This window comes from Dickeya lacustris, from assembly GCF_029635795.1.
Classification (GTDB): domain Bacteria; phylum Pseudomonadota; class Gammaproteobacteria; order Enterobacterales; family Enterobacteriaceae; genus Dickeya; species Dickeya lacustris.
The window spans coordinates 1,620,475-1,644,049 of record NZ_CP114280.1; the positions used below are offsets into that span (position 1 = coordinate 1,620,475).

20 protein-coding genes and 1 pseudogene are annotated in these 23,575 nt (G+C 54.6%); 2 read left to right on the top strand and 19 right to left on the bottom strand.

Features of this window, described 5'->3' with window-relative positions; translation table 11 throughout:
• Positions 1-144 precede the first annotated feature (144 nt).
• The 14 genes and pseudogenes from O1Q98_RS07295 to O1Q98_RS07360 form a co-directional block, all read right to left on the bottom strand.
• On the bottom strand, positions 145-711 hold the full coding sequence (locus O1Q98_RS07295; RefSeq protein WP_269975631.1) for a tyrosine-type DNA invertase: 567 nt from the start codon (positions 709-711) through the stop codon (positions 145-147).
• Positions 712-1,230: 519 nt separating this feature from the next.
• A pseudogene (locus O1Q98_RS07300) lies at positions 1,231-2,210 on the bottom strand (fimbrial protein).
• Positions 2,211-2,235: 25 nt separating this feature from the next.
• Positions 2,236-3,759, bottom strand: a complete 1,524-nt coding sequence (locus tag O1Q98_RS07305) for an EAL domain-containing protein (RefSeq protein ID WP_125258465.1) — start codon at positions 3,757-3,759, stop codon at positions 2,236-2,238.
• 296 nt (positions 3,760-4,055) lie between these two features.
• The gene (locus O1Q98_RS07310; RefSeq protein WP_125258464.1) at positions 4,056-4,985 is read right to left on the bottom strand and encodes a fimbrial protein; all 930 of its coding nucleotides are present in this window, start codon (positions 4,983-4,985) and stop codon (positions 4,056-4,058) included.
• Between the two features lie 16 nt (positions 4,986-5,001).
• Complete coding sequence (gene fimG, locus O1Q98_RS07315) at positions 5,002-5,466, bottom strand: type 1 fimbrial minor subunit FimG (protein WP_125258510.1); 465 nt, start codon at positions 5,464-5,466, stop codon at positions 5,002-5,004.
• A 52-nt stretch (positions 5,467-5,518) separates the two neighbouring features.
• On the bottom strand, positions 5,519-6,058 hold the full coding sequence (gene fimF, locus O1Q98_RS07320) for a type 1 fimbrial adaptor subunit FimF (protein ID WP_125258463.1): 540 nt from the start codon (positions 6,056-6,058) through the stop codon (positions 5,519-5,521).
• A gap of 29 nt (positions 6,059-6,087) precedes the next feature.
• Positions 6,088-8,643: a fimbrial biogenesis usher protein gene (locus O1Q98_RS07325; protein ID WP_240632719.1), complete on the bottom strand. Its 2,556-nt coding sequence runs from the start codon at positions 8,641-8,643 to the stop codon at positions 6,088-6,090.
• A 198-nt stretch (positions 8,644-8,841) separates the two neighbouring features.
• A complete protein-coding gene (locus tag O1Q98_RS07330) occupies positions 8,842-9,525 on the bottom strand; it encodes a fimbria/pilus periplasmic chaperone (protein ID WP_416232406.1) in 684 nt (227 codons plus the stop codon).
• A 176-nt stretch (positions 9,526-9,701) separates the two neighbouring features.
• A complete protein-coding gene (locus O1Q98_RS07335; RefSeq protein ID WP_125258460.1) occupies positions 9,702-10,244 on the bottom strand; it encodes a fimbrial protein in 543 nt (180 codons plus the stop codon).
• Positions 10,245-10,376: 132 nt separating this feature from the next.
• Positions 10,377-10,961, bottom strand: a complete 585-nt coding sequence (gene fimA, locus O1Q98_RS07340; protein ID WP_125258459.1) for a type 1 fimbrial major subunit FimA — start codon at positions 10,959-10,961, stop codon at positions 10,377-10,379.
• 528 nt (positions 10,962-11,489) lie between these two features.
• On the bottom strand, positions 11,490-12,074 hold the full coding sequence (locus O1Q98_RS07345) for a tyrosine-type DNA invertase (RefSeq protein WP_125258458.1): 585 nt from the start codon (positions 12,072-12,074) through the stop codon (positions 11,490-11,492).
• A gap of 502 nt (positions 12,075-12,576) precedes the next feature.
• Positions 12,577-12,897, bottom strand: coding sequence for a YciI family protein (locus O1Q98_RS07350; RefSeq protein ID WP_125258457.1), 321 nt, complete (start codon positions 12,895-12,897; stop codon positions 12,577-12,579).
• Positions 12,898-12,918: 21 nt separating this feature from the next.
• Positions 12,919-13,545, bottom strand: a complete 627-nt coding sequence (locus O1Q98_RS07355; protein ID WP_125258456.1) for an FMN-dependent NADH-azoreductase — start codon at positions 13,543-13,545, stop codon at positions 12,919-12,921.
• 28 nt (positions 13,546-13,573) lie between these two features.
• Positions 13,574-14,335 (bottom strand): alpha/beta fold hydrolase, encoded by a 762-nt coding sequence (locus O1Q98_RS07360; protein ID WP_416232405.1) that lies wholly within the window; start codon positions 14,333-14,335, stop codon positions 13,574-13,576.
• 206 nt (positions 14,336-14,541) lie between these two features.
• On the opposite strand from O1Q98_RS07360, the gene O1Q98_RS07365 reads away from it, so the two are divergent.
• Positions 14,542-15,549, top strand: coding sequence for a GlxA family transcriptional regulator (locus O1Q98_RS07365; RefSeq protein WP_125258455.1), 1,008 nt, complete (start codon positions 14,542-14,544; stop codon positions 15,547-15,549).
• A gap of 68 nt (positions 15,550-15,617) precedes the next feature.
• Here O1Q98_RS07365 and O1Q98_RS07370 read toward each other — a convergent pair whose 3' ends face one another.
• The 5 genes from O1Q98_RS07370 to O1Q98_RS07390 all read right to left on the bottom strand — a co-directional run bounded on the left by O1Q98_RS07370 (position 15,618) and on the right by O1Q98_RS07390 (position 22,460).
• Complete coding sequence (locus O1Q98_RS07370; protein ID WP_125258454.1) at positions 15,618-16,019, bottom strand: winged helix-turn-helix transcriptional regulator; 402 nt, start codon at positions 16,017-16,019, stop codon at positions 15,618-15,620.
• 201 nt (positions 16,020-16,220) lie between these two features.
• The gene (locus O1Q98_RS07375; protein WP_125258453.1) at positions 16,221-19,322 is read right to left on the bottom strand and encodes an efflux RND transporter permease subunit; all 3,102 of its coding nucleotides are present in this window, start codon (positions 19,320-19,322) and stop codon (positions 16,221-16,223) included.
• Positions 19,322-20,470: an efflux RND transporter periplasmic adaptor subunit gene (locus O1Q98_RS07380; RefSeq protein ID WP_125258452.1), complete on the bottom strand. Its 1,149-nt coding sequence runs from the start codon at positions 20,468-20,470 to the stop codon at positions 19,322-19,324. The genes O1Q98_RS07375 and O1Q98_RS07380 overlap by 1 nt, the downstream gene beginning before the upstream one ends.
• Positions 20,471-20,595: 125 nt before the next feature.
• Complete coding sequence (locus O1Q98_RS07385; protein WP_125258451.1) at positions 20,596-21,768, bottom strand: sensor histidine kinase; 1,173 nt, start codon at positions 21,766-21,768, stop codon at positions 20,596-20,598.
• A complete protein-coding gene (locus tag O1Q98_RS07390) occupies positions 21,765-22,460 on the bottom strand; it encodes a response regulator (RefSeq protein WP_125258450.1) in 696 nt (231 codons plus the stop codon). Before O1Q98_RS07390 ends, O1Q98_RS07385 begins: the two co-directional genes overlap by 4 nt.
• A 232-nt stretch (positions 22,461-22,692) precedes the next feature.
• On the opposite strand from O1Q98_RS07390, the gene O1Q98_RS07395 reads away from it, so the two are divergent.
• A complete protein-coding gene (locus tag O1Q98_RS07395) occupies positions 22,693-23,481 on the top strand; it encodes a MipA/OmpV family protein (protein ID WP_125258449.1) in 789 nt (262 codons plus the stop codon).
• Positions 23,482-23,575: the final 94 nt, after the last annotated feature.

Here is a 23,575-nt window from a genome sequence, read left to right on the forward strand (position 1 = left end):
AATATCATGGCGAGTAACTATCATGGCAAGCAAACGCCACGAAGAGGGAACACACGCAATGTGTCACGGTATAGTCTGTCTGATAGGCAGGAAAACCATACCGTGACTCACGATGGTTGTTATTTATCCTTGTCAGTACATCTATTACAGCAAGATATGGGTAAACTCAGCGAACCTGGCCGGATTGCATTTTGTGTAATGTACGGTGTGACGGATGTTTCTATGGCCGAGATAATCCTGAATTAGCCGGGTATCAGCCCCGCCATTCGCAAGCGCGTAACCACAGGCATGACGAAGCATATGCGGGTAGGAAGGGATCGGGATATCCGCTTTACGGCCACACTCCTTGATAATGAACCAGGCCTGCTTGCGTGACAAACTGCCGCTGCGTTCAGTAATGAAGATTCGATTGCTGTGCCGAGAGGGGGGGTAGCTTTTTCTAATATCCAGCCAGTTTACCAGACAGCGATACTCGCTGGGGTCTAGCGGGTGGATAGATGAAAAGCCATTTTTCTTTCTCCTGATATAAATTTGTCTGGACATCATATCAACATCGGAAATCTTCAGTGAAAGTAACTCACTGATCCGATAGCCATGTAGAAAGGACATGAGAATCATGCAGTAGTTTCTGGCCGCGTGCTTTCCAGCCTGCGCTGCATCCAATAACGAATGCACTTCTTCCCGGGTAAGATATCGCCTATTTTTCATCATGTACTCCATACCAGCGATTGTGTGAAAAGTACTTTTTTATGAACTACACTGCTTTTTAACCAAAAAAATCATGTTTTGTTAAAAAAACATCACTCCCTCATCGGCATTCATGCCCTGAGTCAATGCGAATACATCTCTTTTATTACGCAAAGATCGGCACTGCGAGGCACGTTTTTACAGCGTTATTCTTATCTTGACGGCGATAACGCCGCTAACCGGTGTTTCTGGTTGCACTGAGGGTACGTCAACAAGCAGGCAGCCTGATGTGTTTCATCTCGTTTCATCGTTCGAAACTGAAACAATATAACATAACATCCGTTTCTCACCCAACGAATATCCTGTCGCTGGGGGATTGAGGCAGTGGTGTATGGCGGAAAAAAAATCCACTTCGCTAGGATTACCGTTGCAGCATATAGGATGGGAAAATGAAAAATAACTTTAAATCAAAACATTAAGATAAATCCAATGCGCTAACATTCGTAAATTATTATTTACATGATTGTACCTGGCGGTAATAAATCACAGGTAAACAAACGTCACGCCAATAATTGACTGCACCGGGCCTGCCGCGATCGCCCCGCCGGTGTGGGCGTAGGATGCCATTAGCCCAAGGTTAACCGGTGCAGGGCCAACGACCCCAGCGAAAGGGTGCGATGGGTCGCCAGCGTTTGTTGTGCCGTTGAGAGCCGAACCCCTACACCGCTGGCGGCTAATGGCGCAGCCGTGTTGGTAAATATCGTCCGTTCGGGATCCACCGTCGTGCCGGTGAGGAAATAGGCCAAATGTTGAGGGCGGGCACAGCGTATCGTTAAAGGAACCGCTGTTGGCAGCGCGGGGTAATCCGGCAACGTGATATTCACATCACGGACATCGCTATCACAGCCGCCTGTGGGCACAACCACGCGGTTATTGGCATAAATATTCCAGACAAAACTATCTTGCGTGCCATTACGCTGACCGGTGCGTGGGTTGGTTGAATATTTAAACATATTCAACTGCGCTATTTTCTCGCCCTGAAGAATGACGACGCCGCCTGCGGCAGACACCGGCGTTAAATACAACCGCACCGGCCAGGAAGCAAAAACGGATGCGCGATTGGCGATATCAGGCGTCGGTGCCACAGTCGGGAAAGGGTAACTGTTCTGGTGATATTGGACGGTGCCGGTAAAATTCTTGAGTGCGCCGCCGAACGCCGAGCCTGCGCGCAGGGAAACCCAGTCAATATACTCCTCTGGCAGTTCATTCTGGCAGCGGATGCTGTCAGCCAGATCCACCACCAAATTTTGCCCCTCAGACAACGTCGGTTGCAGGTTCACATACACAGAAAAAACGCCATATCCGCCAGCCTGACTATTGATGACATGCCCCGTCGCATCGGTACATGCGAAGGCATAGGCGACAGTCGGGCAGCCCAGTGCAGCAGCGAAGAGGGCGCTTGCTCGCGCGCCATCTTGCCTGTGCGCAGAAAAGCGAGCCGTTACCCTCGCCGTCGTCGCCATGAGGTGGTGGCGACAGCACTGCGGGTTAGTAGCCGCGACGCGGGCAAACCCGCTCGCCAAAAGACGCAGCAGAGACCGGCGGCGAAATAATATCGCCTTGAAATCCTTCAATACCCAAGTGTACCAGCGCATCAAATTTCTCCCACGAATCCACCCCTTCAGCAAGGCAGAGGCTCCCTGACAACTGGCAGGAATAGATCAGGCTATTAATCAAAACGCGCTCGTGTGTGTCGCACAAAAAACCGTTCACGACACCGATATCAAGCTTATAGCCGCTTAATGCCATCAGCCTTGGCAGACCAATACTGTCTTGAGCGCCGCGCTCTTCTAGCATGGCGCGGGCCCCCATCATCAACAGCCGTTTCAGCGGAGGAACCGCGAAGGTATTGCCGCTCATCGCGACCGACTCCGAGAGCTCCAGTATCAAACATGCTATCCATTGTGCCTGATGTAACCGCTGCCGAGCCGCGTCAATCAAGTGCATCAGCGAGCGGGTATCGATGACTCCATCAGGGATTTTGAACGAAAAATACAGCCGACCCTCATACCGATTAATCGCGCACACCGTTTCATAGAGCATCAGCGCTATCAAATAGCGCCAGGCCGCGCGTGAACCGCGCGCCGGTTGAAACTCAGCCAGCGATAACATCCGGTCATGGCGTTGCCACAACACAAAAACCTCCGCCCCCTGAATCGCCATACACCGATCGACTACCGGCTGGAACACCGGCACAATCTGGCGGCAATAAACTGCCTGAATAAACTCCCTATCCTGCCGTTCAGGGGCGTTATCCCTTGTCACTCCCCCCGATGATTTACGGTGCAACCCGGGGATCTGGGCAGCAAAAACAGGGATTTGACCGGCGAGTTTTCTTAATCCCAGACGCCGCTGGTGATATAGCGTTTTCTCACTCAACCCCTGCCTCGCTGATTGCGTTCGGATATTACAACCGCTCAATAAGCCAAGCAGAACGGAAAACTCACGCGGTGTCAGCGCAGAAAAAGGCTTTTTTATCAATACGCTATCCCTCTGCGCCTGCTCTAACAGATCAGGTAGTCTCGACCAATCATCACACAGCAGCCGGGTCAGCGTAGAGCAAGAAATATCGGAGCGAGAGAGATGCACATGGTCAAGGCAAGACTCGCTATCAAGCAACGCAGACAGCGTGGCATGCAGCCAGGCGGGAGAATAGCGACTCAGTATCATCACCTCTGCGTGCTGCGCCTTACGTTTTAGCATCACAACCAACTGCCGCAGGCTATAAAATAAATAGCGTAACTCTTCCGGTAAAAAAACAATCGCCCGATCGCATTGGCGCATCACCGGCAAGGTGTCTTCACCCGACACCATGCCGATGACATCGGCATTGACATCTTCATTCGCACACATTCTTTTTTCGGATGCGTAAAAATGAATCACCCCCACCGGCTCATGTTTAGCGAGCAATAATTCAGACACCCCGCGAGCCGTCAAAAAACAAGGGGAAATAATATAATTCACCCCAGCATAATTTACCGCATCACGCGGTGTGGCATGCAGTCTATTCATATGTAAACGACCATATATAAGCAAGCATAGGTAAATAGTCACACAGGCTAATAACAGACAGGTGAATAATGCGCCTATAAATAACGCATCTATAAAAACGCATCGAAAAACGCGTCTCTTTTATTTATTAATAGGTATTCACCAACATGCATTTGCCAATATGAAGCACGTGTTAGCGCTGCTCATTCACATCAAAATAAAAAATGAAAATATATTTTTGTCACAGGCATCCATGCCTGTTATTTATCCGGCATTGTTTCAGCATGATATTCACAATATTCACACCTTAGGGTGACTTACTGGTAAATAAATGTCACCCCCACAACCGACTGCACCGCACCGGCCGTAACCGGGCCGTTCGTACGGGAATACGCGGCCTTCAAGCCAAGGCTCACCGGCGATGTGCCAACCTGCCCCAGCGAAACATGCTGGTTTGCGGCGATAACACCGCCGGGGCCCGATAATTGCACCCCAACGCCCGTGGCAGCGGCGCTCGCGGTATTGGTGAACACCGTGCGTGATGCATCAGCCGTGGCCCCCGTCAGGTAGTACGATAATTGCTGCCGTTGCGCACAATGTACGGTCAGCGGCACGGGCGATGTTCCGGGATAATCAGGTAAAGTAACGGTAATATCACGACTGGATACATCACACCCGCCGACAGGAACCACCACCGAATTATTGGCATAAATCCGCCAGGTGAAATTGGCCGTATCACCATAATATTTATTGTATTTATACATACTTAATGTCGCTATTAACGAACCATTGGTGATAGCGACACCACCAGCACCGCCTAATGGCGTTAAATAGAGTCTGACCGGCCAGGGTTTATAGGTATCATCGCGATTAGAATAAATGAGAGGTGCAGTATCGCCAGATAAAGGAAAAGGATAGCTCGCACCATTAAAATAGACTGTTCCCCGAAATGACTGAAGCCCGCCATTAAATAAAGAGCCCGATCTCAGATTAATCACATCCTCTTGCTTTATGCCTGGCATGTCATTCTTGCAAAAAATCTCTTTCGATAAATCCACCACCAAGTTCTGACCCACGCCTATCGCCGGTTGCATATTCACATAAATATCGACATTACCGCTGGTTATTCCGGCACGGCTGGATGTTCGGCAGGAAAAAGCCTGACTGGTGATGGGATAAAAAGATACCAGCGCTATGCATAGCAATGTCAGTTGACCTGCCAGGCGAGCGGTTTTCGTTATACGCATCGTAAAATCTCCTGATTCAGGCATAGGTATAGGTGACATTAATCACCGCGCGAATACTGCCTTGCGTCACCTTGCCGTTTACCGTCAATGCCCTCACCCGCAGGGGAAAACGGGCGGATTGCGTTTGGTAGTCCACCGTTATCTCTTTTTTTGCCCCGTTGTTCAGCGTGGTGCCTTTTTCATCTTGTAGCTGAAGTGAAATATTTTTCGCCTCGCCATCATTGCGGTAATAGCCATGGCTATCCTGAGTGCCGCTGAACGTCGCCGTTACCCGTGAGGTTCCGACAGGGCAGTTATCCAGCAGTAATGTGGCGCTGTGCCATGATGATGCCGCCCCTGCATTAGCCAGATTAAAGGTGTACAACTCGCCCAAATCCACCGCCGCATCTGACGTTGATACCGTGCAGGGTTTGGCGACAACGCGACCATTGACGGTGATGGTCACATCCGCCGCCTGCGCAATACCCGTCAGCGCCATCATCAGCAAGAGGGCCTGTAATCGCTGTGCTGTCCTCGTCATTACGGTTCTCCGGTTACTGAAACTCAAGGGTAAACGTGGCAGTGGCATGAACTGTGCCAGCCGTTACCGGCAAACGGGTAGACATCAGCCGGGCATAAAACGCCAGTGCATTTGACGGCCCCGGTTTCAGCGGTATCCAGGCAAGTGTCGCAGCCGCGCTATTTATCGCCAGTTCGCGCTGATGGCTGTCCAACACCTGAATGCCGAGGCCGGAGGCCGCCTGTGCGCCACCGTCTAGCGCCAATAGCCGAGGATTATTACTATCCGCCACGCCGCCAAACCCGACTTTCACCGCCGTCACCGCGCTACCACAAGGCGAAAGCACAATACGAAAGGGCACGGCGGGCGTGGACATCCCCACCTGCGGGAACTGCCTGGCGGCATGACTCATCAAATCTACCGTGAAATTTTTTGAATCCGTCGCCACCTCACAGACATTGTCTTTTACATAGCCCGTGACCGTGATGGTGCTGCCGCTGCCAGCCGCCCAGCCCCGCCCAACCAGCAGCAGGGTGAGAAGCAGGCCAGCAAGTACCTGTTTTTTTATGAACATACGGCCTTTTATCATGTTGATACCTCTGTTCACTGACACTGCACCGTCAATTGGCTCAAGATCGGTTGCGTTTTTTTCGTTGGCAGACGATAGGACGCCACGCACTGTTCACCAGGGCCATCGCCCCATTTCGCCCGCACGTTACCGGCAGGCGGCAGCCCGGTCAGGTAGACCTGGCCGTTATCCGCCACAATGCTGCCTGCCTGATGGCCATCGGACATCACCATGGCACCGAAAGGCACGGGTTTGCCGTTAACGCGTAGCGTCATCAGCGCTTTCATGCCGACCCGCGCGTTAAAATCCGCGCGCACTACGGCCCCCCGCGTTGGCACAACATTCACGACGGCATCATCAATATCGACGTTTTCAGCCAGGGTTCGGGTATCAAGCGCCACGCGGTTTTCACGGTAATCCGTCGCGTAGGGCAGCACGGCATAGCCACGCCAGTCGGTTGTCACCCCGGTCTGGTTTTCCACTTTGGCATTGGCCGCGCCCGGTGCTTTGAGTAGCACGACGGTGTCACCTAATGGCTGGCTCAGTGTTATTCCATTCTCATGTGCGACAACTCCACCGCTCACGCCATAGTAGAGCTGGCTGTAGCCATCATTGCGGCTGTATCCCACGTTGGCATAGCCCGAACCGCCACGGTAATTCATTGCGGCATACCCATTAGTGCCTTGCTGGGTTTTATCTCCCCGCGTGTACCCCGACTGGACGCTGTAGCTCAGGTTATTGTCGGGCAGTAACGTACCGTTAACACCCGCAAGGTGCGTTGACCGTCCTTGCATGTCGTAAGAGGTGTTGTAGGACGCGCTGGCGTGACGCCAGACCGAGCGACTATCTGAACGCTGCCAGTGGCTAAAGGGCACCGAGACACTCAAGGCCAGCATCTGATCGCGTCCCTGTTGCCAGGCGTTTTTCGTCAGGTTGTAACTGAGCGTCCAGTTGATGTCATCGATAGCACTGCTCACCCCTGTCTGCCATTGCTGGTCACTGCGCGGTGTCCCCCAGTAAGTCTGCTGGCTGGCGCTCAGGTACAAGGTGGATTTCGCCCCCAGTTGCTGGGTCACGCTTAACTGCACACGTCCGCGACGGCTGTAAGCCAGGTTCCAGTAATCGGTAAAGCGGGGTTTCACCTCCATCACGCCGTCTTGTGTCACGACACGGTAGCCGCTCATGCGTTGATAGGTGGTATCCGACAAATTGAAATAGCCTTGGGTGGAGTAGCGATACCCCGCCAATTGCAGATTTGTTCCCGTCTCGGTCAGCGCTTTGTTATAGAGAAAACGCAGCGATTGGCCCTGGTGCTCACTGTCATCCGGCAGTCGGGCCTGCGAGCCAGTCACATCCAGCGACAGCGCCCCCCACTGCCCCATGTTTTTGCCGACGCCGAGGTTCATTGCCCGATAGCGCTCGGAAAGCTGCGTACCGCCATAGGCCGTCCAGCCCCGTGGCAACCCTTGCATCACCGTAGCCTGGAAAAACGCAGGCGTCTTTTGCGTGACATTGCCGCTGCGGTATTTCCCCGCCGTCAGTGCATATTTGGTCTGCCATTCACGTTGCAAAATGGGCACGGAAGAATATGGCACGCTAAAGACCCGCGTCTTGCCACTCACCTCTTTGACACTCACCTGAAGATCGCCGCTACTCCCTGCGGCATACAAATCATTAATCGTAAAGGGCCCCGGGGGGACGGTGGTCTGATAAATCTCATAGCCATTTTGTTTTACCGACACCTGCGCGGTGCCATGCGCAATGCCACGAATAACCGGCGCGAACCCTTTGCGGCTGTCCGGCAACATGTTGTCATCCGTGGCTATCTGCGCACCGCGAAAATTGATGCCATCAAAAATACTGCTCTGGGTATAGCTGTCGCCAACGGTCATCCGCGCCCGCCACGGCACGATGTCACGATCCAGATAGGTATTAATATGCTGCCAGCGGCTTGAGCGAGAATCGCGCGAGCTGCCACTGTTGTAGCGCCAGTTCGTGTTATCGCGTAACCGCCAGGCACCGATATTCAGGCCGCTGTTCACATTCAGATACAGGTAGTCACGCGTGCCGCCGTCACGCCCCTTTACCCGATTTCCGTTCAGGCTATAGTTCAGCACACCCGCCGTAATGCCGTTATCCCAATGCTCGGGGGGGATATATCCGCGCGCCTGCCTTGTCATGTATGCCTGCGGCACACTGATCTCAAGGCGTTGCCGCCCCACATCAAACCGCGTACCGGCAGCGTCTATCAGCGCCGCCAGCGGAACACAGGCCTGTGGTGATAACGGAGCCATGCCGCTCACCGACAACGTGTTTACCCCCATAGCCGCCAGTTGGTTGCGCGTCAGGCAAGGCACCAGTCGCCCGCTCTTCTCATCGGCATGAAATGTCACATCACGGGTCGTCACAAACCCATCATTTAAATAAATATCAACACGATAAGTTCCTGCTGGCGCTTCCTGCCCCTTTTCAAAGCGCGAGAGATCGGCCACCGCAGCGGGATCATCGGCCAAAAAGCGCGGGTTAAAATAGAGCTCGGCATGCGCCGCCTGGCGGCATAACGACAGCATGAGTAGCAGCCCCAGCGCCATCGGGGCCTCCCACAATGCGCCCCTGCTTTTTTGCCAAAAATCCTGGCCCATTCGGTATTTTAGGTATGACATATTCCCTCCGGCCCGATATGGCTCGTCCGGTTTCGCATATTGGCAAAGAATCACTGTGACCCTGAGTTAGGGTTTTATTGATAAACAGCCACAGGTGAGCGCTACTTCAGGCACGCCCTTCTGGGATCACTCCCATACCCCCATCACTGCGGGAGTTAACGCGCCATAATCATTAATCGTGCGATAGGTAATACGCCCACTGGCGCTGGCCGGCAGCGGAACCTGCACCTGTCCTGTCGGCGGCACCAATGCGTTCTCCAGCGTCTGATCGCCCATCTTCAGTTCCGTCACCGTTAAAAAATAAGGGGTAGGATTTGAGAGCAACAGGTGGTTCCCCTGGCGTTTGAAACGCAACTTTGCCGCTGCCTGGCTCGGAGATATCGGCAAATTTGTTGGCCGATAAAGCAACTTGATACGGCTGATAATCGCCAGTTGCAGGGTGTTGGCTTGCTGTCGGGTTTTATCCAGAGAGGGAATGGCTTTAACATTAATCCAGAACAGGCTCTCTTTATCCTGCGCCAGCCGCTGATTGGTGGCGTCAATAATACGCAGCGTGTTCTCTTTTTTACCCTGCATCACAAACAGCGGCGGCGTGATGACAAACTGCCCATCCTTTTGTCCGTTCATGTTCTCCACCCATGACTGAACCAGATAGGTGCTGTTCGCATCATTATTGTTTACCGCCAGTTGCACCTGCTTTTGGTCTGCCGGATAGATAACCCGGGTCGCGCCGAGGGCAACGCCAGCGACAGCCGGAGCAACCGCCCCAATGCCGATCAGCAATACGACCCCGGCCATCCACATACGCATTATCATTTCTCTCTGCCTTGCCACATGATCCCCTTATTACTCCCTCTCGCCCTGTTTTCGGGCGATTATCACCGCGCGCAGCGTGACAGCCCGGTTGGTGATAGTGATGATTAAACGACGCATGCTATTACGGGTAAAAGCTATTACGGGTAAATGCTATTGATTACAGGTAAATGCTATTGGTAAGTGAGCGCAAACCAGGCTTGTGCGTTAGCGACGCCGCCACTGATTTCACGCTGAGTCGCCCGATATTTAGCGACAAAACGCAGCTCGACCGCCCCCGGATGCAATTTGGTCCAAGAGTGCGGCTCTCGGTTAAGTGGAATTAACCGGTCACGCTCATCAAACAGCGCCACACCAATCCCGCGCGCCGCTTGCGGCTCATCTGTCAGCGCCAGCACGTCAGGATTTGCGTTATCAGCCACGCCGCGAAATGCCACGCCGACCCGGTCACTCACCGCCGTGTTGCAATCTTGCAGGTGAATAACAAACGGAACCGGGTTGGCATCCGCCCCGACCTGGTTGACACGGCTATCAGCTATCTGCCCCATAGAGACACGCATTTGCCTGTCGCCCACGGCCACGCGGCATGACTCGGCAATAATCTCCCCTTGAAACCGCATATTTCCGCCAGGCAATACCACATGCCAGCGATGACCGGCTATGACTGGCGGCGATAGCAGGATAATCAGCAGCACCGCCTGCACCTTGCCTCGCATGTCACCGTCTCCCTTATTGATTACACACCCTGCCACTCGTGATGGGCCTCCCTGCCCAGTCCGCGTCCATCCCTGTCAACAGAATTATGGGTACTGCGCTTTATTGGCACGGCACCTTATGGCTACTGCACCTTATTGGTACTGCACCTTAAAGGTGGCATCCGCATTGGCCACACCGGCAGTCGCTGCGCCGGTGGCGTAGTAACGGGCCTGGAATGGCAGCGTATTACTGCCATCATTGAGTGTGACAGGGGCGCTAAAGCCGGTGCCATTGAGCGCCAACGGGCTGCCACTGCCATCGAGAATCTGCACCCCGACGTTAGTCGCCCCACCCGCCGCAGAACTTTGCAGCGCCAGCACATTCTCATACTTGGTGCTGACGGCTGACCCCGAGAATGCCACGGAGGCTTTGCTGGCAATCGTGGTATCGCAATCATTCAGTTTGATGTTAAAACCAACGGCAGAACTGGTACTGCCAGCGGAGGCCAGTTTGGCGCTACGTACCTGGCCTAATTGCACCGTCTGATCCACCGACCCAGCATCTACAGCACATGCCGCATTAACCACCTCACCTTTAAAATGAACCGTTCCCCCATTCACGGTAACGACCGAAGGCTTGGCCGGAGTCTCTCTTCCGAATTCACTGAGCGCAGCATGAGCCACGGAACTCAACGTCAGTGCTGACAAAATACCGATTGCCAGAGAGTTAAATTTCATACCATTTCCTTAATAAACATTGCGTTATAAAAATACAGCCGCATGGCGACGCGCCTTTGCAACGCAGCCAGTCCGGGCCTTTTTCAGGCCAAAACCGGGTGCCGTAAAACATCTTGTCCGGCCCCGAAAATGAGACACTTGGGACCATTTTGTCTTATAGATTTTTAGACTGTAATATTGTTTTTAATTAGAATTAAAAACTAAAAATAGGAGGTGAAAATTGAGCGATACGTATGAAAAAACCTTGCAGAATGGCAGCACGCATGCCTGATCCATGGCGACGGCGGTAAAGGTAATGGTGAAAATAAGTCAGTAATTGGATGACGTGTTTGGCGGTTACTGATTTGATGAAATCAAAAAAATCATATTTATCATCAACATAATTAATTAAAACCATTAATAAGTATGAAAGGATGTTGCAATGCGAAAGAGGTAATTCTATAGTACAGACAGTTTGGTCCCAAATGTCTTAAAGATGCTTTTTTTTTGACCTAAAGCGATATATTACTCTACTTAATATTTCCCGCGTTATGACTGGCATACCCCCGCACGTTTATCTTTTTCCCATATGCCACTAAAACGCGCGGCATTGCTCGCTGTGTAGCTAACGGTATGGCGAATGTTACGGTGCCCAAGATAGTCCTGAATCAGCCGGGTATCGGTGCCGCGCTCTGCCAGCTCATAACCGCAGGCATGGCGCAACATATGCGGATGGGTCACGGTGGTAATGCCCGCGACTTCTCCGGCGCAGCGAATAACGCGCCAGGCTTGCTTCCTTGATAGCGGCGTCCCGCGTCGGGAAATAAATATCGCATTGCTACCTGACGCCGCTTTCCAGCTCTGGCGTAACGTCATCCACGCACTGAGCGCCTGACGCTCATCCTCCATAAGCGGATGAATCGTGGAAAAACCATTTTTGAGGCGGCGTACATTCAAACGCCCTTCGGTTAAATCCAGATCGGGAAAACGCAAATCAAGCAATTCACTAATGCGCAGACCATGGCGAAACGCAAGTAAAATCAAACAACTATCACGCACGCCTGTTCCTTTTTCATAGCTCGCGGCAATTAATCGGCGAACCTCCTCAAGGGTTAAAAACTTTCGTTTACTCACAATGCACTCCTCCATTCTACTTATAGTAAAAAAAATAGACTTCACCCCGGTAAAAAGGGGATGAGCATCATCATTCAGTAACCTTTTTATGAATGCAGGAATAGACTGAAAAAACGAGACAGTATTTTAATTCCGCCACGATAACTCAGAAAAAAATAACTAACACCGAAATTAACCACAATAAAAATAATGACTACTGCGATAATTCATCTAAAACCCAATGCCGCATAGCCCTATTTATTTTATGGTTTAACACAGCAAAGCGCACGGTGCATAAAAAACATCCGAGCGTATTATTAGGAAAAAACGGGTTGAACGCAGAATATCAGCGTCACGAAAAGAGTATAACGCCATGATAATCTCAGCATTCAAACCCGAAGGGATAATATATCGTAAGCGCAATGCGTATCGGGCAGTCATCAACATCAGGCGACAACGCACAGGCGCTGATAAGCGTAGAATGAAAACGCAATAAAACGTAATGACAATGCAATAAAAACACTTAATTCAGTGAGGGAATAACCTTCGCACTACTCCGCCATGATATCGGAAATAAATCAGAACAGATTGCCGGTGTCACGGCCTGAAGCGTCACAGAGACCAGTGCATTACTCACAAAAGGGTCTTGAGCTAATGCGGCTGTTACGGCGGCATCATGCTCAAACCGGGCCAGAATAAATCCACCGCTATCATTATCCAGCGGGCCTGCAAATAATATCTGGCCTGACTGTATATACCCGGCCAGCCATTTTTTATGATAATCCAGATATGCTTCCCGCTCATTTTTAGTCACGCGGTCATGTAATGTAATGGCATAAATCATAGAATATTTCCCGTAATAAAATTATACGTTGATTGTTGCAATAACATCAGTCATTGCATTCATTGCCATTTGCAGCGATTGCTGTCTGATAGCCTCTCCTTTTGATACCCCTTCAGCACGAATAAAATGCACATCGTGAATCCCCAAAAAACGGAAATAGGCCGCCAGATAACGCTCCTGAAAATCCATCTCCGCCAAAGGCTCACTGCCATAAAATCCACCACGGCCTGATGCAACCATCACAGTTCGGCCACCCGCCAGGCCAACCGGCCCTTTTTCCGTGTATTGAAAAGTTTTTCCCGCCTGAGCCAGACGATCCAACCAGGATTTTAATTGCGTCGGAATGGAAAAATTATACATCGGCGCACCGATGACAATAATTTGGCTGGACAGAAACTCACTCACCAACACTTCAGATAATCGGTGCTGCTCCGCCACATATTCACTGATATTTTCATGCGCCACCGAACGAAAGCCTGCGGCAATCGGCCCGGTTAAATGCGCAATATCCTCTCGCACGACATCACGATAATTCACCACGATATCCGGGTATTTTTCCTTCAGCGTATTGATTATCTCCGCGCTGAGTAGCCGGGTGACGGAATTCCCCTGAAGAATACTGGAATCAATATGTAAAACCCTGGGCATGCTTTTCTCCTGATGCGTAAAATAAAACTTAGTGAGCCTGTTTTGCCGCGTTATCAATAAACGCAGCGACCTCAGCGGGGTGCGATACCATCGACATGTGACTGGAATCAAGCTGTGCAACCCTTGACCCCGTGAAATGCGCTATCTTTTCCTGAACGCTAAACGCTAACGCACTATCCTTTTTGGTCATCAAATACCAGCTAGGTTTATCCCGCCAGGCGGCATGACGTAGGGTGCCATTAAAGGCATCAAGGGCGATGGGTTGCTGTGCGGCGACCAGCGCGCGCACCGTTTGTGGCGCAACATCTGCCGCCATCATGGTGCGGTACTGCTGCACATCATCAAGCCAGACAAAGCCATGGCTATCCGGGGTGAGGCCGTGCATCGGTGCCCCCAGCCTCTTTAACAGCGTCGAGACCGACTCGCCGCTGTCTGGCACTAACGCCGAGAGATAAACCATTGCGGCGACATTAGGGTGGTTAGCCGCTTGCGTGACGACCGCGCCTCCCCAGGAGTGCCCCACCAGTAAGACGCGACCGTGCTGGCGCGCCAGTACCCGCTCGGTGGCAGCAACATCGTCATCCAGCGATGTCAGAGGGTTTTGTACAGCGGTCACGTGGTAGCCTTTGGCCTGAAGCCGTCGCGTCACCGCAGCAAAACTTGAACCATCGGCGAAAGCGCCGTGTACCAACACGATATTTTTTACCACTTCAGCCTCTACCTGCCCCTGCGCGCCCAGCAGCCCCGCCGCCAGCGCAAGGGGAGTGAAAAGACGACGCAACGGTGTTATTAACGGTTTTATTGACGGTTTTATTGACGGTTTTATTGACGGTTTTATTGACAGTGTTATCACATGATGCTCCTCGCACTGACGGTACCGCGCGCTCCGATTCCGGCAATGGAGGCAGTCTACGTGTTAGCCTGGTGCGTGGTAAGATGGCTGAATTGACAATAAACAGGCAAAAAGCGACATATTCTGTCAGGACAATTTCACCGATGCGTATTGCGATTATTGCGATTGAAGGCAGCCTGCTTTCTGCGGTTGCCGGTCTTGCCGACATGTTCTGGATAACCAATCAAACGGCGCTCTCGAGCCCTCGGCATGTCGCCACTCAACCAAACACGCGGTTTGAAACCATCATTACCACCGCCGATGGCAACCCCGTCAACGATGCGCAGGGGCGAAAAATTCAGCCAGACTGCGCCTTTGCACAGGCGGGAAACCCTGACTACGTCTTGATGACCGGTATGGCGCTGGGACACGATCGTCTGCCTCTCAACGAAGACGCAATTCGCCATGCAGCCGACTGGGTGCGGCAACAGTATGAGCAAGGGGCTTATGTGGGCGGTGCCTGCGCTGGCAGCCTGGTATTGGGCGAGGCCGGATTATTAGATGGACGAGCCTGTACCACCACCTGGTGGCTCTACCACACGCTACGCCAGCGCTACCCGAAAGCCAAAGCGGTATGGGGAAAATCGCTGGAAGAGCAAGACCGTATCCTGACCAGCGGCGGCCCGCTTTCCTGGGCAGCGCTGGCATTGCATATCGTCAAAAGAGTAGCGGGGCCTGAACTGGCCAAACTGACCGCTGACATGGCCGTGGCCGACAGCCAACCGCTCTCGCAACAGCTCTACGCACCGCCGGGGTTTATCAGTACACAGCACCCTCTGTTGCTGCGTGCCGAAGAGATTATCCGTTACCGCCACCCGGCGATAACCGCAGAACAGTTGGCCGCGCAATTGAATACCACGCCAAGAACGCTACAACGTAAAATCACGGCGCTTACCGGGGAGAGCCCCAAAGCCTTCATCACCCGCGTTCGCATTGAATCCGCCTGCGTCTTGCTGGCAAGCCCGGTTTGTCATATCCGCAAAGTGGCCGCCGCATGTGGCTACACCGAAGATTCGGCATTCAGGAAAGCGTTTTTACACGTCATGGGCATGACGCCGACACACTATCGTCGCTGGATTAGCGACAGAAACGCTGCGTCAGGCTCGTCTTGAGTATGAGTATAGGGCGCGGCAAGTGGCCGCCGATAACGATGCCATGCTATCGAGGTTAGCAGGCGGGGCTAACGCGAAGACGCCAGCGTGCGAGGCTCATCGCGTTCGCTCTTACGCCAGTGGTCGGCAATATGCGGCATGCTCTGCTCTATCCAGTCTATCAGCACCCGCACCTTCTCCGAGGCCTCCTGACCTAATGGCGTCAGGCTGTACTCAACGTGCGGCGGCACCACATCATAAGCCACCCGGTTGATAAGCCCATCCCCTTCCAGCGCTTGTAGCGTTTGTGCCAGCATACGCTCACTGACGCCGTTAATAAGACGCCGCAACTCGCTAAAACGCAGCGTTTTGGCGTCCAGCACCAGCAGGATAAGAATCCCCCAGCGGCTGGTAATATGCTGTAGCACCTTACGCGAAGGACAGGCAGCCGCCAGCACATCGCCGCGCAGCAAATTGTCGAGGGTTGGCATATCGGTTTCTCCAGGCTCAAGGCGATTGGGCCCAAGGGTAAGGAGCCTGTAAAAAATAAGCAATGGCTTTGCGTTGAGGGTGCCGAGACGGGCGGGTACATGCGGCGCGCCGCCGCCGGTTGCATACCCGCCGGACAACGCAGGCACCGGGCCCGCCTTATTCTCTTCGCCTCCCTCTGGGCTTGCTACGCCGTCCGCCCCTTAGTCGATAGACGATGAACGCGGCGGCACAACCGCTACACCGGGCGCTTTTCGCCGCGCCTCCCATGCCATCACCACACTGATGGCAGCGGGTAAAACGGTCAATGTCAGTAAGGTGGCGGCCAGCAATCCGCCGATAATCGCATAAGCCATTGGCCCCCAGAATACCTGGGTCGCAATCGGGATCATGCCCAATATCGCGGCCAGCGCCGTCAAAATAATCGGCCTTGAGCGGTGCTGCGCGGCCTGGACAATCGCGTCGAGCGTCGCTAAACCCCTAGCCACATTGGTATCGACTTCACTGATTAAAATGACGGCGTTGCGAATGATCATGCCCGCCAGCGCGATGACCCCAAGTAAAGCGACAAACCCCATCGGGGTCGAAGTCGGCAACATGGCCGCCACCACGCCAATTAAACCAAACGGTGCCATCGACAGCGCCAGCACCAGGCGCGAGAAGCGCTGCAACTGCACCATCAGCAATACCAGCATCACCAGCAGCGTCACCGGCAATACCTGATACACCGAGCGATTACCTTTATTGGACTCCGCGACCGCGCCATCCTCCTGAATGCGATACCCTCTCGGCAACGTCGCCTGATAAGCCGCTATCGCCGGTGCCAGTGTTTGCGACAGCGTTTGGGCGCGAACGCCCGGCGTCAGGTCAGTCTGCACGGTGATGAACGGCAAGCGCTGGCGACGCCAGATAATCGGTTCGTCTACGTCATAGGCAACCGACGCTATCTGTCCCAGCGGCACGCGCTGCCCGTTCGCTGCACGCAATTGCAGGCTGGCGACGGTATCAAGATCGTGACGTTCCTCATCCTGAGCGCGTAATACCACGCCGACCATGCGGTTACGATCGCGCACATGAGTCACCGTGGTGCCGGAAAACAGCGTGGCCAGCGCGCTGGCGACATCCTGCGAGCTGATGCCCACCGCCCGCGCTTGCGTTTGATTCAGCTCAACGCGAATCGCGCGCTCGGGCTCGCCAGCCGTCAGGTTCACTTCCCGCGCGCCGGGCGTATTGCCAATCAACGCCGCTAACGCCGTTGCATATTCGCGCACCTTGCCGATATCCGGCCCGGAGAGGCGATATTTCAGCGGCCAGCCGACCGGCGGCCCCAACTCCAGCGGCGAGACGCGCGTCACCAGGTGGCTGAACTCCTGCTGCAAGCGTTTTTCCAGCCGGGCGCGTAACACATCACGCGCTTTCAGCCCCTTCGCCACCACCACCAGTTGCGCGATATGTTCATTCTGCAACAGGACATCCATCGGCAAATAGAAGCGTACCGCCCCAGAACCGACATAGGTTGAAAAATGGTCGATGTCGGCATCGCCTGCGAGCGACTGCTCGAATTTTGCCACTTCGCGCTCGGTCGCCTGCTGCGACGCATTATTCGGTAGCGTCAGGCTTATCAACAGTTCCGGGCGATCGGAGGCGGGGAAGAATTCGCCCTCTAACCGACCGGCCGCAACAATCGCCAGCGCCAGCAGCGCAACCGACAGCGACAGCGTAATCGCGCGATAACGCAGTGCCGCCGTCAGTAAACGGCTGTACCGCTGTGCGAGCCACCCGGCCTGATGCGCAGGGTGTTTCATCGTTTTGGGCAACAGCCAAACGCCGAGCAGCGGTGAGAACAGAATCGCCACAACCCAGGAGCTAATCAGGGAAATCATCACGACGATAAACAACGAATAACAGTATTCACCGGCGCTGGAGGCAGCAAACCCGACCGGAATAAACCCGGCAACCATCACCAATGTCCCGGTCAACATGGGAAACGCGGTTGTCTCATAAGCACGGGTCGCGGCGTGCTCGCGGGCCTCGCCGTTCTCCAGACTCGACACCATCGCCTCGACCGTTATCATCGCATCGTCCACCAGCAAGCCGAGCGCAATAATCAATGCGCCCAAGGAAATACGCTGCAACCCGATACCGGCAATCTCCATGCCGATGAACGTCATCGCCAGTACCACCGGGATAGACACCGCCACCACCAGCCCGGCGCGGCTGCCGAGTGAAACGAATGACACCGCCAGCACAATCACCACGGCTTCCAGCAACACACTGACGAAACCCTCCACCGACGACGCCACCACCGCTGACTGATCCGCCACCTGCGTGACCTCGATACCGTGCGGCAGCGCGGCGCGAATACTCGCCATTTTGCTACGCAACGCCTGACCAAAGTCCAACATATTGCCGGTCGGCGACATGGAGATAGCCAGCCCAATAGCCGGTTGACCATTCACGCGAAAGCCGGGCGCGGGCGGCTCGGCGGCCTGACGCGTAATCGTTGCGATATCGGTCAACGGGATAAAACGGCCCCCGATACGCAGCGTGACCTGACGCAGGCTCGCTTCAGAGACAAATGCGCCGCTCACCCGCAGCGCTATCCTGTCATTTTCGGTGCGAATGTTGCCGCTCGGGCTCACCGCATTCTGCGCCTGTAATGCCGCCGTCACCTGCTGGAGATCCAGCCCCATCCCGGCAAGTTGTTTGGGCGAAAAGGCCACCACCACCTGCTCATCCTGTGCTCCCAGCACATCGATTTTACCGATATCCGGCGTAGTCAGCAGTTCGGTACGCACCTCATCGACTTTGTCACGCAGTTCGCGCGGCGAGTAACCGTCGGCGCTAAACCCGTAAATCGTGCCAAACGTATCATCGAACTCATCGTTAACCACCGGTTCGCCCACGCCCTCCGGCAGGCTGGCGGCGGCATCCTTCATTTTTTTACGGACGGTGTACCAAATGCCTTGCACCTCCTGCGGCGGCGTGTTGTCACGCAGGTTGACGAAAATCACCGCCTCGCCGGGGCGACTGTAACTTTCGATAACATCCAGATACGGGATTTCCTGTAGCTTCTTCTCCAGCACATCGGTGACGAAACTGACGGTATCCTGCACAGTCGCGCCCGGCCAGGTGGCCGACACCACAACGTTTTTAATCGTGAATGCCGGGTCTTCATTGCGCGGCAGACGCTCATAGCTCATCACCCCGGCGACGACTATCACCAACATCAGGAACGCGACCAGTTGCTGGTGGGCCAGCGCCCAGGCAGACAAATTCCACTTTTGCTTGACGGCAGCGGACATTATTGCGCCTCCGTTAACGCGACTTTCTCACCGGCGCGCAATTTACTCACCCCGGCCGTCACCACCTTGTCGCCCTCCGCCAGCCCATCGGCAACCCCTATCTGTGTGTCGCTGTAGTGATGTAAGACGATGGGCTGTAACCGTAGCGTCTGTGTGCTCGGCTCAACCACAAACACCGCCGGGCGCTCCCCCTGACGGGTCAATGCAGAGGCAGGCAATGCGATAACGGGCCTTGCCGGTAGCGTAATTTCCCCGGCCACCGTCGCCCCCAGCACCATGTCCTGCGGCGGGTCGATAAGCGATACCCGCACTCGCCAGGTGCGGGTTTCCGCATCCGCCAGCGGGCTGACATCACGCACCCGCCCCTGCGTTTTGATAGCCGGGTTGGATAACAGCGCAACACGCACCAGCGGGTCGGTCAGGCCGCTGGTAATCAAACGCTCAGAGACATTAAAAACGGCGTCACGACCGCTAAAGGTGGCCAGTTTTACCACTTCCTGACCGGCGTTCACCACCTGACCGGGGTTCGCGCTAACGGACGTTATCACCCCGGCAACCGGTGCCAATAAGCGGGTGTATCCCAGTCTATCCTGAGCACTTTTCACACTGGCCTGCGCGCTTTCACGCACCGACACCGCTGATGCCCAATTAGACTGCGCCTCATCCAACTGCACGCGTGAAATCGCGCCATTCGGTGCCAGTTGCTTCATGCGGCTAAGGTTTTGCTCCGCCAGTCGCGCCGATGCCACCGCACGGGCCAGCTCCGCTCTGGCGCTGAGTAACTGATTTTCGCTGTCTCGCGTATCGAGCGTGGCAATAACGTCGCCTTGCCTGACCTCGCCTCCCACATCAACCAAACGTGACAGGATGCGTCCATCAAGACGAAAACCCAGCGAGGTTTCCTCCGTCGGGCGGATTTCACCGGTCTGGGATAGCACATCGCCGGAAAGAGTGGGGTGTACGGTGACAGTACGCACCGGGCGCAATGGCTCGGCTACGGGTGCGCGCGCCGCGTCATCGCAGCCCGCCAGCACGCCAACTATCGGCAGCAATACTGCCCACGGCCCGCCGAAACGCGGCAGCGCGCCATAGCGCATACAGCGAATGAGAGAATGAAAAAGACAAAGCAGAGACTCGGTCGGTGTCATGATGGTTTCCTGTTACTGATTCACCACCATTACACCGTACCGATTTCCAGATTCTTTCCACGCTTCATCAAGAAATCATCAAGAGCATGGAAAAGACAGCAAACACCCCCGCCTGCCGCGCCTGGTTAACGCACTCTCGGCAACTCAAGCGTAAAACACATGCCACCTTGCGGATGGTTTTCCGCCGTCAGGCTGACGTCCTGCGCATCACAAATCGCCTGCGCGATAGACAGCCCCAACCCGCTGCCGCCAGAGTGACGCGCCCGCGAAGACTCGGCGCGGGAAAAGCGCTCGAAGATATGCGGCAAGAACGCCTCGCTGACGCCGGGGCCGTAGTCACGAAAACGAATCTGCCAGCGATGGGGCAACGCGCTAACCTCTATCTGCTGCGTCTTCCCCTCGGCAGCATAACGCAGCGCGTTATCCATCAGGATGGTAAACACCTGCCCTAAGCGGAGCGGGTCTGCCAGGCAATAGCCGTCATGCTCTGCATGCAGTTGGAGGGTAAAACCGAGCGCCTGCGCATTCGGCTTGAGCCAGGCAATGCGATCGCGCAGCAACTCCACCACATTGAGCCGGGTGGGGGTAATGGCCAACTGCCCGGCGCTGGCCATCGAAAGCAGATGCAGATCGTCCACCAGACGGTTGAGATTCTGCATTTGTTGCATCACCATCTGCAATTGCTGGGTATCGGGCGGGAACACCCCATCCAGCATGCCCTGTAAACGCCCCATCGCCGCCGTCAGCGGCGAACGTAACTCATGCGCCATCGCCACATGCGACGCGTGCAGCTCACGCTCATAACGCGCCAATTGCGCGGTCATGGCATTAAAATCCTCCGTCAGTCGCGTCAATTCCGCCGGTGCGCCCGGCACAGACTGCGCCCGGGTGGAGAATTGCCCACGCGCCACGGCGCGGGCGGCCACGGCCAGTTGGCTAAACTGCATCGACAGCGGTCGGGCCGCCCACAGCCCCAGAATGACAATTAGCGGGGTAGCCACCAGCACCAGTGTCCACATGATGACCCACTCTTCGGCATTGATGGAGGTATCAAAAGAGCGGGGGCCATACCAGGTGCTAAGAATGTCGTAATAACGGGCGCGATTCAGATCGGGATTCACGCGTAAGGCGGCAAATTCCTCCTGCACGGCAGCGGGCATCGTCTGGCTCACTTCCAGATTCCAGACGGCAAAGCGCAGCCACATGCAGGCGGCAATCAACACCACCGCGCCAATTGCCAGCGACAGAATGCGAAGACACAACCAACGCCACAGCGAAAGAGGAGAGCGTATGTTCATGGCTGACGAAACCGATAACCAAATGCCCGTACCGTTAGCAACACACCGCGAATGCCTACCGATTCGAGTTTTTTACGCAAATTATAGACATGGGTATCCACCACCCGCTCCAGCGCATCGCTCTGCGGCAGACACGCCTCCAGCAACTCCTGCCGCGAAAAAGCGCGGGTTTGCGCGCCAAGCAGCGTGGTGAGCAGGCTCAGTTCCGTTGGCGTCAGATCAAGCCACTGCCGCTGGCCTTGCGCATCTGTCACCACTGCGCTCATCGCATCCAGATCCACCGCCAGCGCGCCAAAACGTAACATACGCCCCGCCATCGCCTCCCCGCTGCTGCGACGTAACACCGCCTGTACCCGGGCCACCACTTCACCGGGATGGTAGGGTTTAGTGACGTAATCATCTGCGCCATAGCGCAACGCGCCAATCTTATCGGTTTGATCGCCCATCGCCGTCACCATGATGACAGGAATATCATTTTTACGGCGCAACGCCGATAACACCTCGGTGCCATTCATTCCAGGCAGCATCACATCCAACAGCACCAAATCGGGCTGTAGCCGCAAAGCCATTTCCAGGCCACTGATGCCATCGCGCGCCAACAAAACCTGAAAATTATCGCGTTTCAGGTAGGCTTCCAATACACTGGCGGCATCCGTGTCATCTTCAATTATCAGAATGCGTTTCGGATTCATGGTGGTTCTCTTGATAGGATGATTCTCGTGATAATGCTCTCGTCGTTTACCGCCTTAGCCGGAACAAGCGACAACGCAGGGCAGCGCGGAAAAGCACGATTTATCCATCATCGTGGTGCTCATCAGGCCTTGTCCCGAGAAGCCGATACCGCTTGTCGGTCGTGTTTTAGCGCCGAGAAACCCTGTCAGGATAACACCTTTTCCCTCCCCCCAACCAAGGAGTCAAAACAGGATGATAATGCGACATACTCCGCTCTATTTAGCGACGTTGTTGTTTGTCATTGGCAGCCCTATCAGCCAGGCCAACGATACCCAGCCAGACCAGAAAGACGGTGTCACCATCGGTCTGGCGACACTCAATGCGCCGCGCTATAGCGGTTCAAATGAGCGCCAATGGGATGTGCTGCCGGTGATTCAGGCGCGTCAGGGGGCCTTCTTCTTTGATACCGCAAAAGGCGCAGGCTACGATTTGCAATTCGGCCAGTTCTATCTGGAACATACGCTGGGTTACGCCGCTGGCCGTACCGATAAGAACACCTCTTTTCAGGCCGGGTCTGACAAACTGCGCGGCATGGGCAAGATTCGCGGCGCGCTGAATACCGCGCTCACGCTGGGGTTTGAATTTACCGACCAGCTCTCGCTCGAAGCCAAAGCCATTGCCCCGTTAACAGACAGCCAGGGGATGCAGTATCAAACCTCCGTCAACGCGACGCTGTTTCAAGACGAGTCAGATACGCTGGGAGCACAAGGCAGCCTGCTGTTCGGCGATGCTCGCTACAACAACCTGTTCTATGGCGTAAACACCTCACAGAGCGCCAACTCCGGCTATCGCGCCTATCAAACCAACGGCGGCTTGTATGGCCAGTCGGTGTCGGTGTTCTGGAACCATCGCTTTACGCCACACTGGGCCAGCACCCTTAGCGGCAGCTATACCCACCTGAATGACAAAGTCGCCGATAGCCCCATCGTGTTCCAGCCGGATCAGTTTACCGGCGTGATGGCGGTGACATACGCCTTCTAACGTCTCACTGCGTCAATTTCGTTCGCCTGAACGCCAAAAAGCCCGGATTTCCGGGCTTTTTTACCTCTATCAATACCTTGGGTAGCAATAACAA

Excerpts from the sequence above, each read along its gene's own strand:
- O1Q98_RS07375 (WP_125258453.1), bottom strand. The coding sequence starts at position 19,322 with ATGTCCGCTGCCGTCAAGCAAAAGTGGAATTTGTCTGCCTGGGCGCTG.
- O1Q98_RS07330 (WP_416232406.1), bottom strand. The coding sequence starts at position 9,525 with ATGCGTATGTGGATGGCCGGGGTCGTATTGCTGATCGGCATTGGGGCG.
- fimG (WP_125258510.1), bottom strand. The coding sequence starts at position 5,466 with ATGATGGCGCTGACGGGTATTGCGCAGGCGGCGGATGTGACCATCACC.
- O1Q98_RS07365 (WP_125258455.1), top strand. The coding sequence starts at position 14,542 with ATGCGTATTGCGATTATTGCGATTGAAGGCAGCCTGCTTTCTGCGGTT.
- O1Q98_RS07335 (WP_125258460.1), bottom strand. The coding sequence starts at position 10,244 with ATGCGAGGCAAGGTGCAGGCGGTGCTGCTGATTATCCTGCTATCGCCG.
- O1Q98_RS07310 (WP_125258464.1), bottom strand. The coding sequence starts at position 4,985 with ATGCGTATAACGAAAACCGCTCGCCTGGCAGGTCAACTGACATTGCTA.
- fimA (WP_125258459.1), bottom strand. The coding sequence starts at position 10,961 with ATGAAATTTAACTCTCTGGCAATCGGTATTTTGTCAGCACTGACGTTG.
- O1Q98_RS07325 (WP_240632719.1), bottom strand. The coding sequence starts at position 8,643 with ATGGCGCTGGGGCTGCTACTCATGCTGTCGTTATGCCGCCAGGCGGCG.
- O1Q98_RS07395 (WP_125258449.1), top strand. The coding sequence starts at position 22,693 with ATGATAATGCGACATACTCCGCTCTATTTAGCGACGTTGTTGTTTGTC.
- O1Q98_RS07355 (WP_125258456.1), bottom strand. The coding sequence starts at position 13,545 with ATGCCCAGGGTTTTACATATTGATTCCAGTATTCTTCAGGGGAATTCC.
- O1Q98_RS07295 (WP_269975631.1), bottom strand. The coding sequence starts at position 711 with ATGATGAAAAATAGGCGATATCTTACCCGGGAAGAAGTGCATTCGTTA.
- O1Q98_RS07350 (WP_125258457.1), bottom strand. The coding sequence starts at position 12,897 with ATGATTTATGCCATTACATTACATGACCGCGTGACTAAAAATGAGCGG.
- fimF (WP_125258463.1), bottom strand. The coding sequence starts at position 6,058 with ATGTTCATAAAAAAACAGGTACTTGCTGGCCTGCTTCTCACCCTGCTG.
- O1Q98_RS07370 (WP_125258454.1), bottom strand. The coding sequence starts at position 16,019 with ATGCCAACCCTCGACAATTTGCTGCGCGGCGATGTGCTGGCGGCTGCC.
- O1Q98_RS07390 (WP_125258450.1), bottom strand. The coding sequence starts at position 22,460 with ATGAATCCGAAACGCATTCTGATAATTGAAGATGACACGGATGCCGCC.
- O1Q98_RS07385 (WP_125258451.1), bottom strand. The coding sequence starts at position 21,768 with ATGAACATACGCTCTCCTCTTTCGCTGTGGCGTTGGTTGTGTCTTCGC.
- O1Q98_RS07305 (WP_125258465.1), bottom strand. The coding sequence starts at position 3,759 with ATGAATAGACTGCATGCCACACCGCGTGATGCGGTAAATTATGCTGGG.
- O1Q98_RS07380 (WP_125258452.1), bottom strand. The coding sequence starts at position 20,470 with ATGACACCGACCGAGTCTCTGCTTTGTCTTTTTCATTCTCTCATTCGC.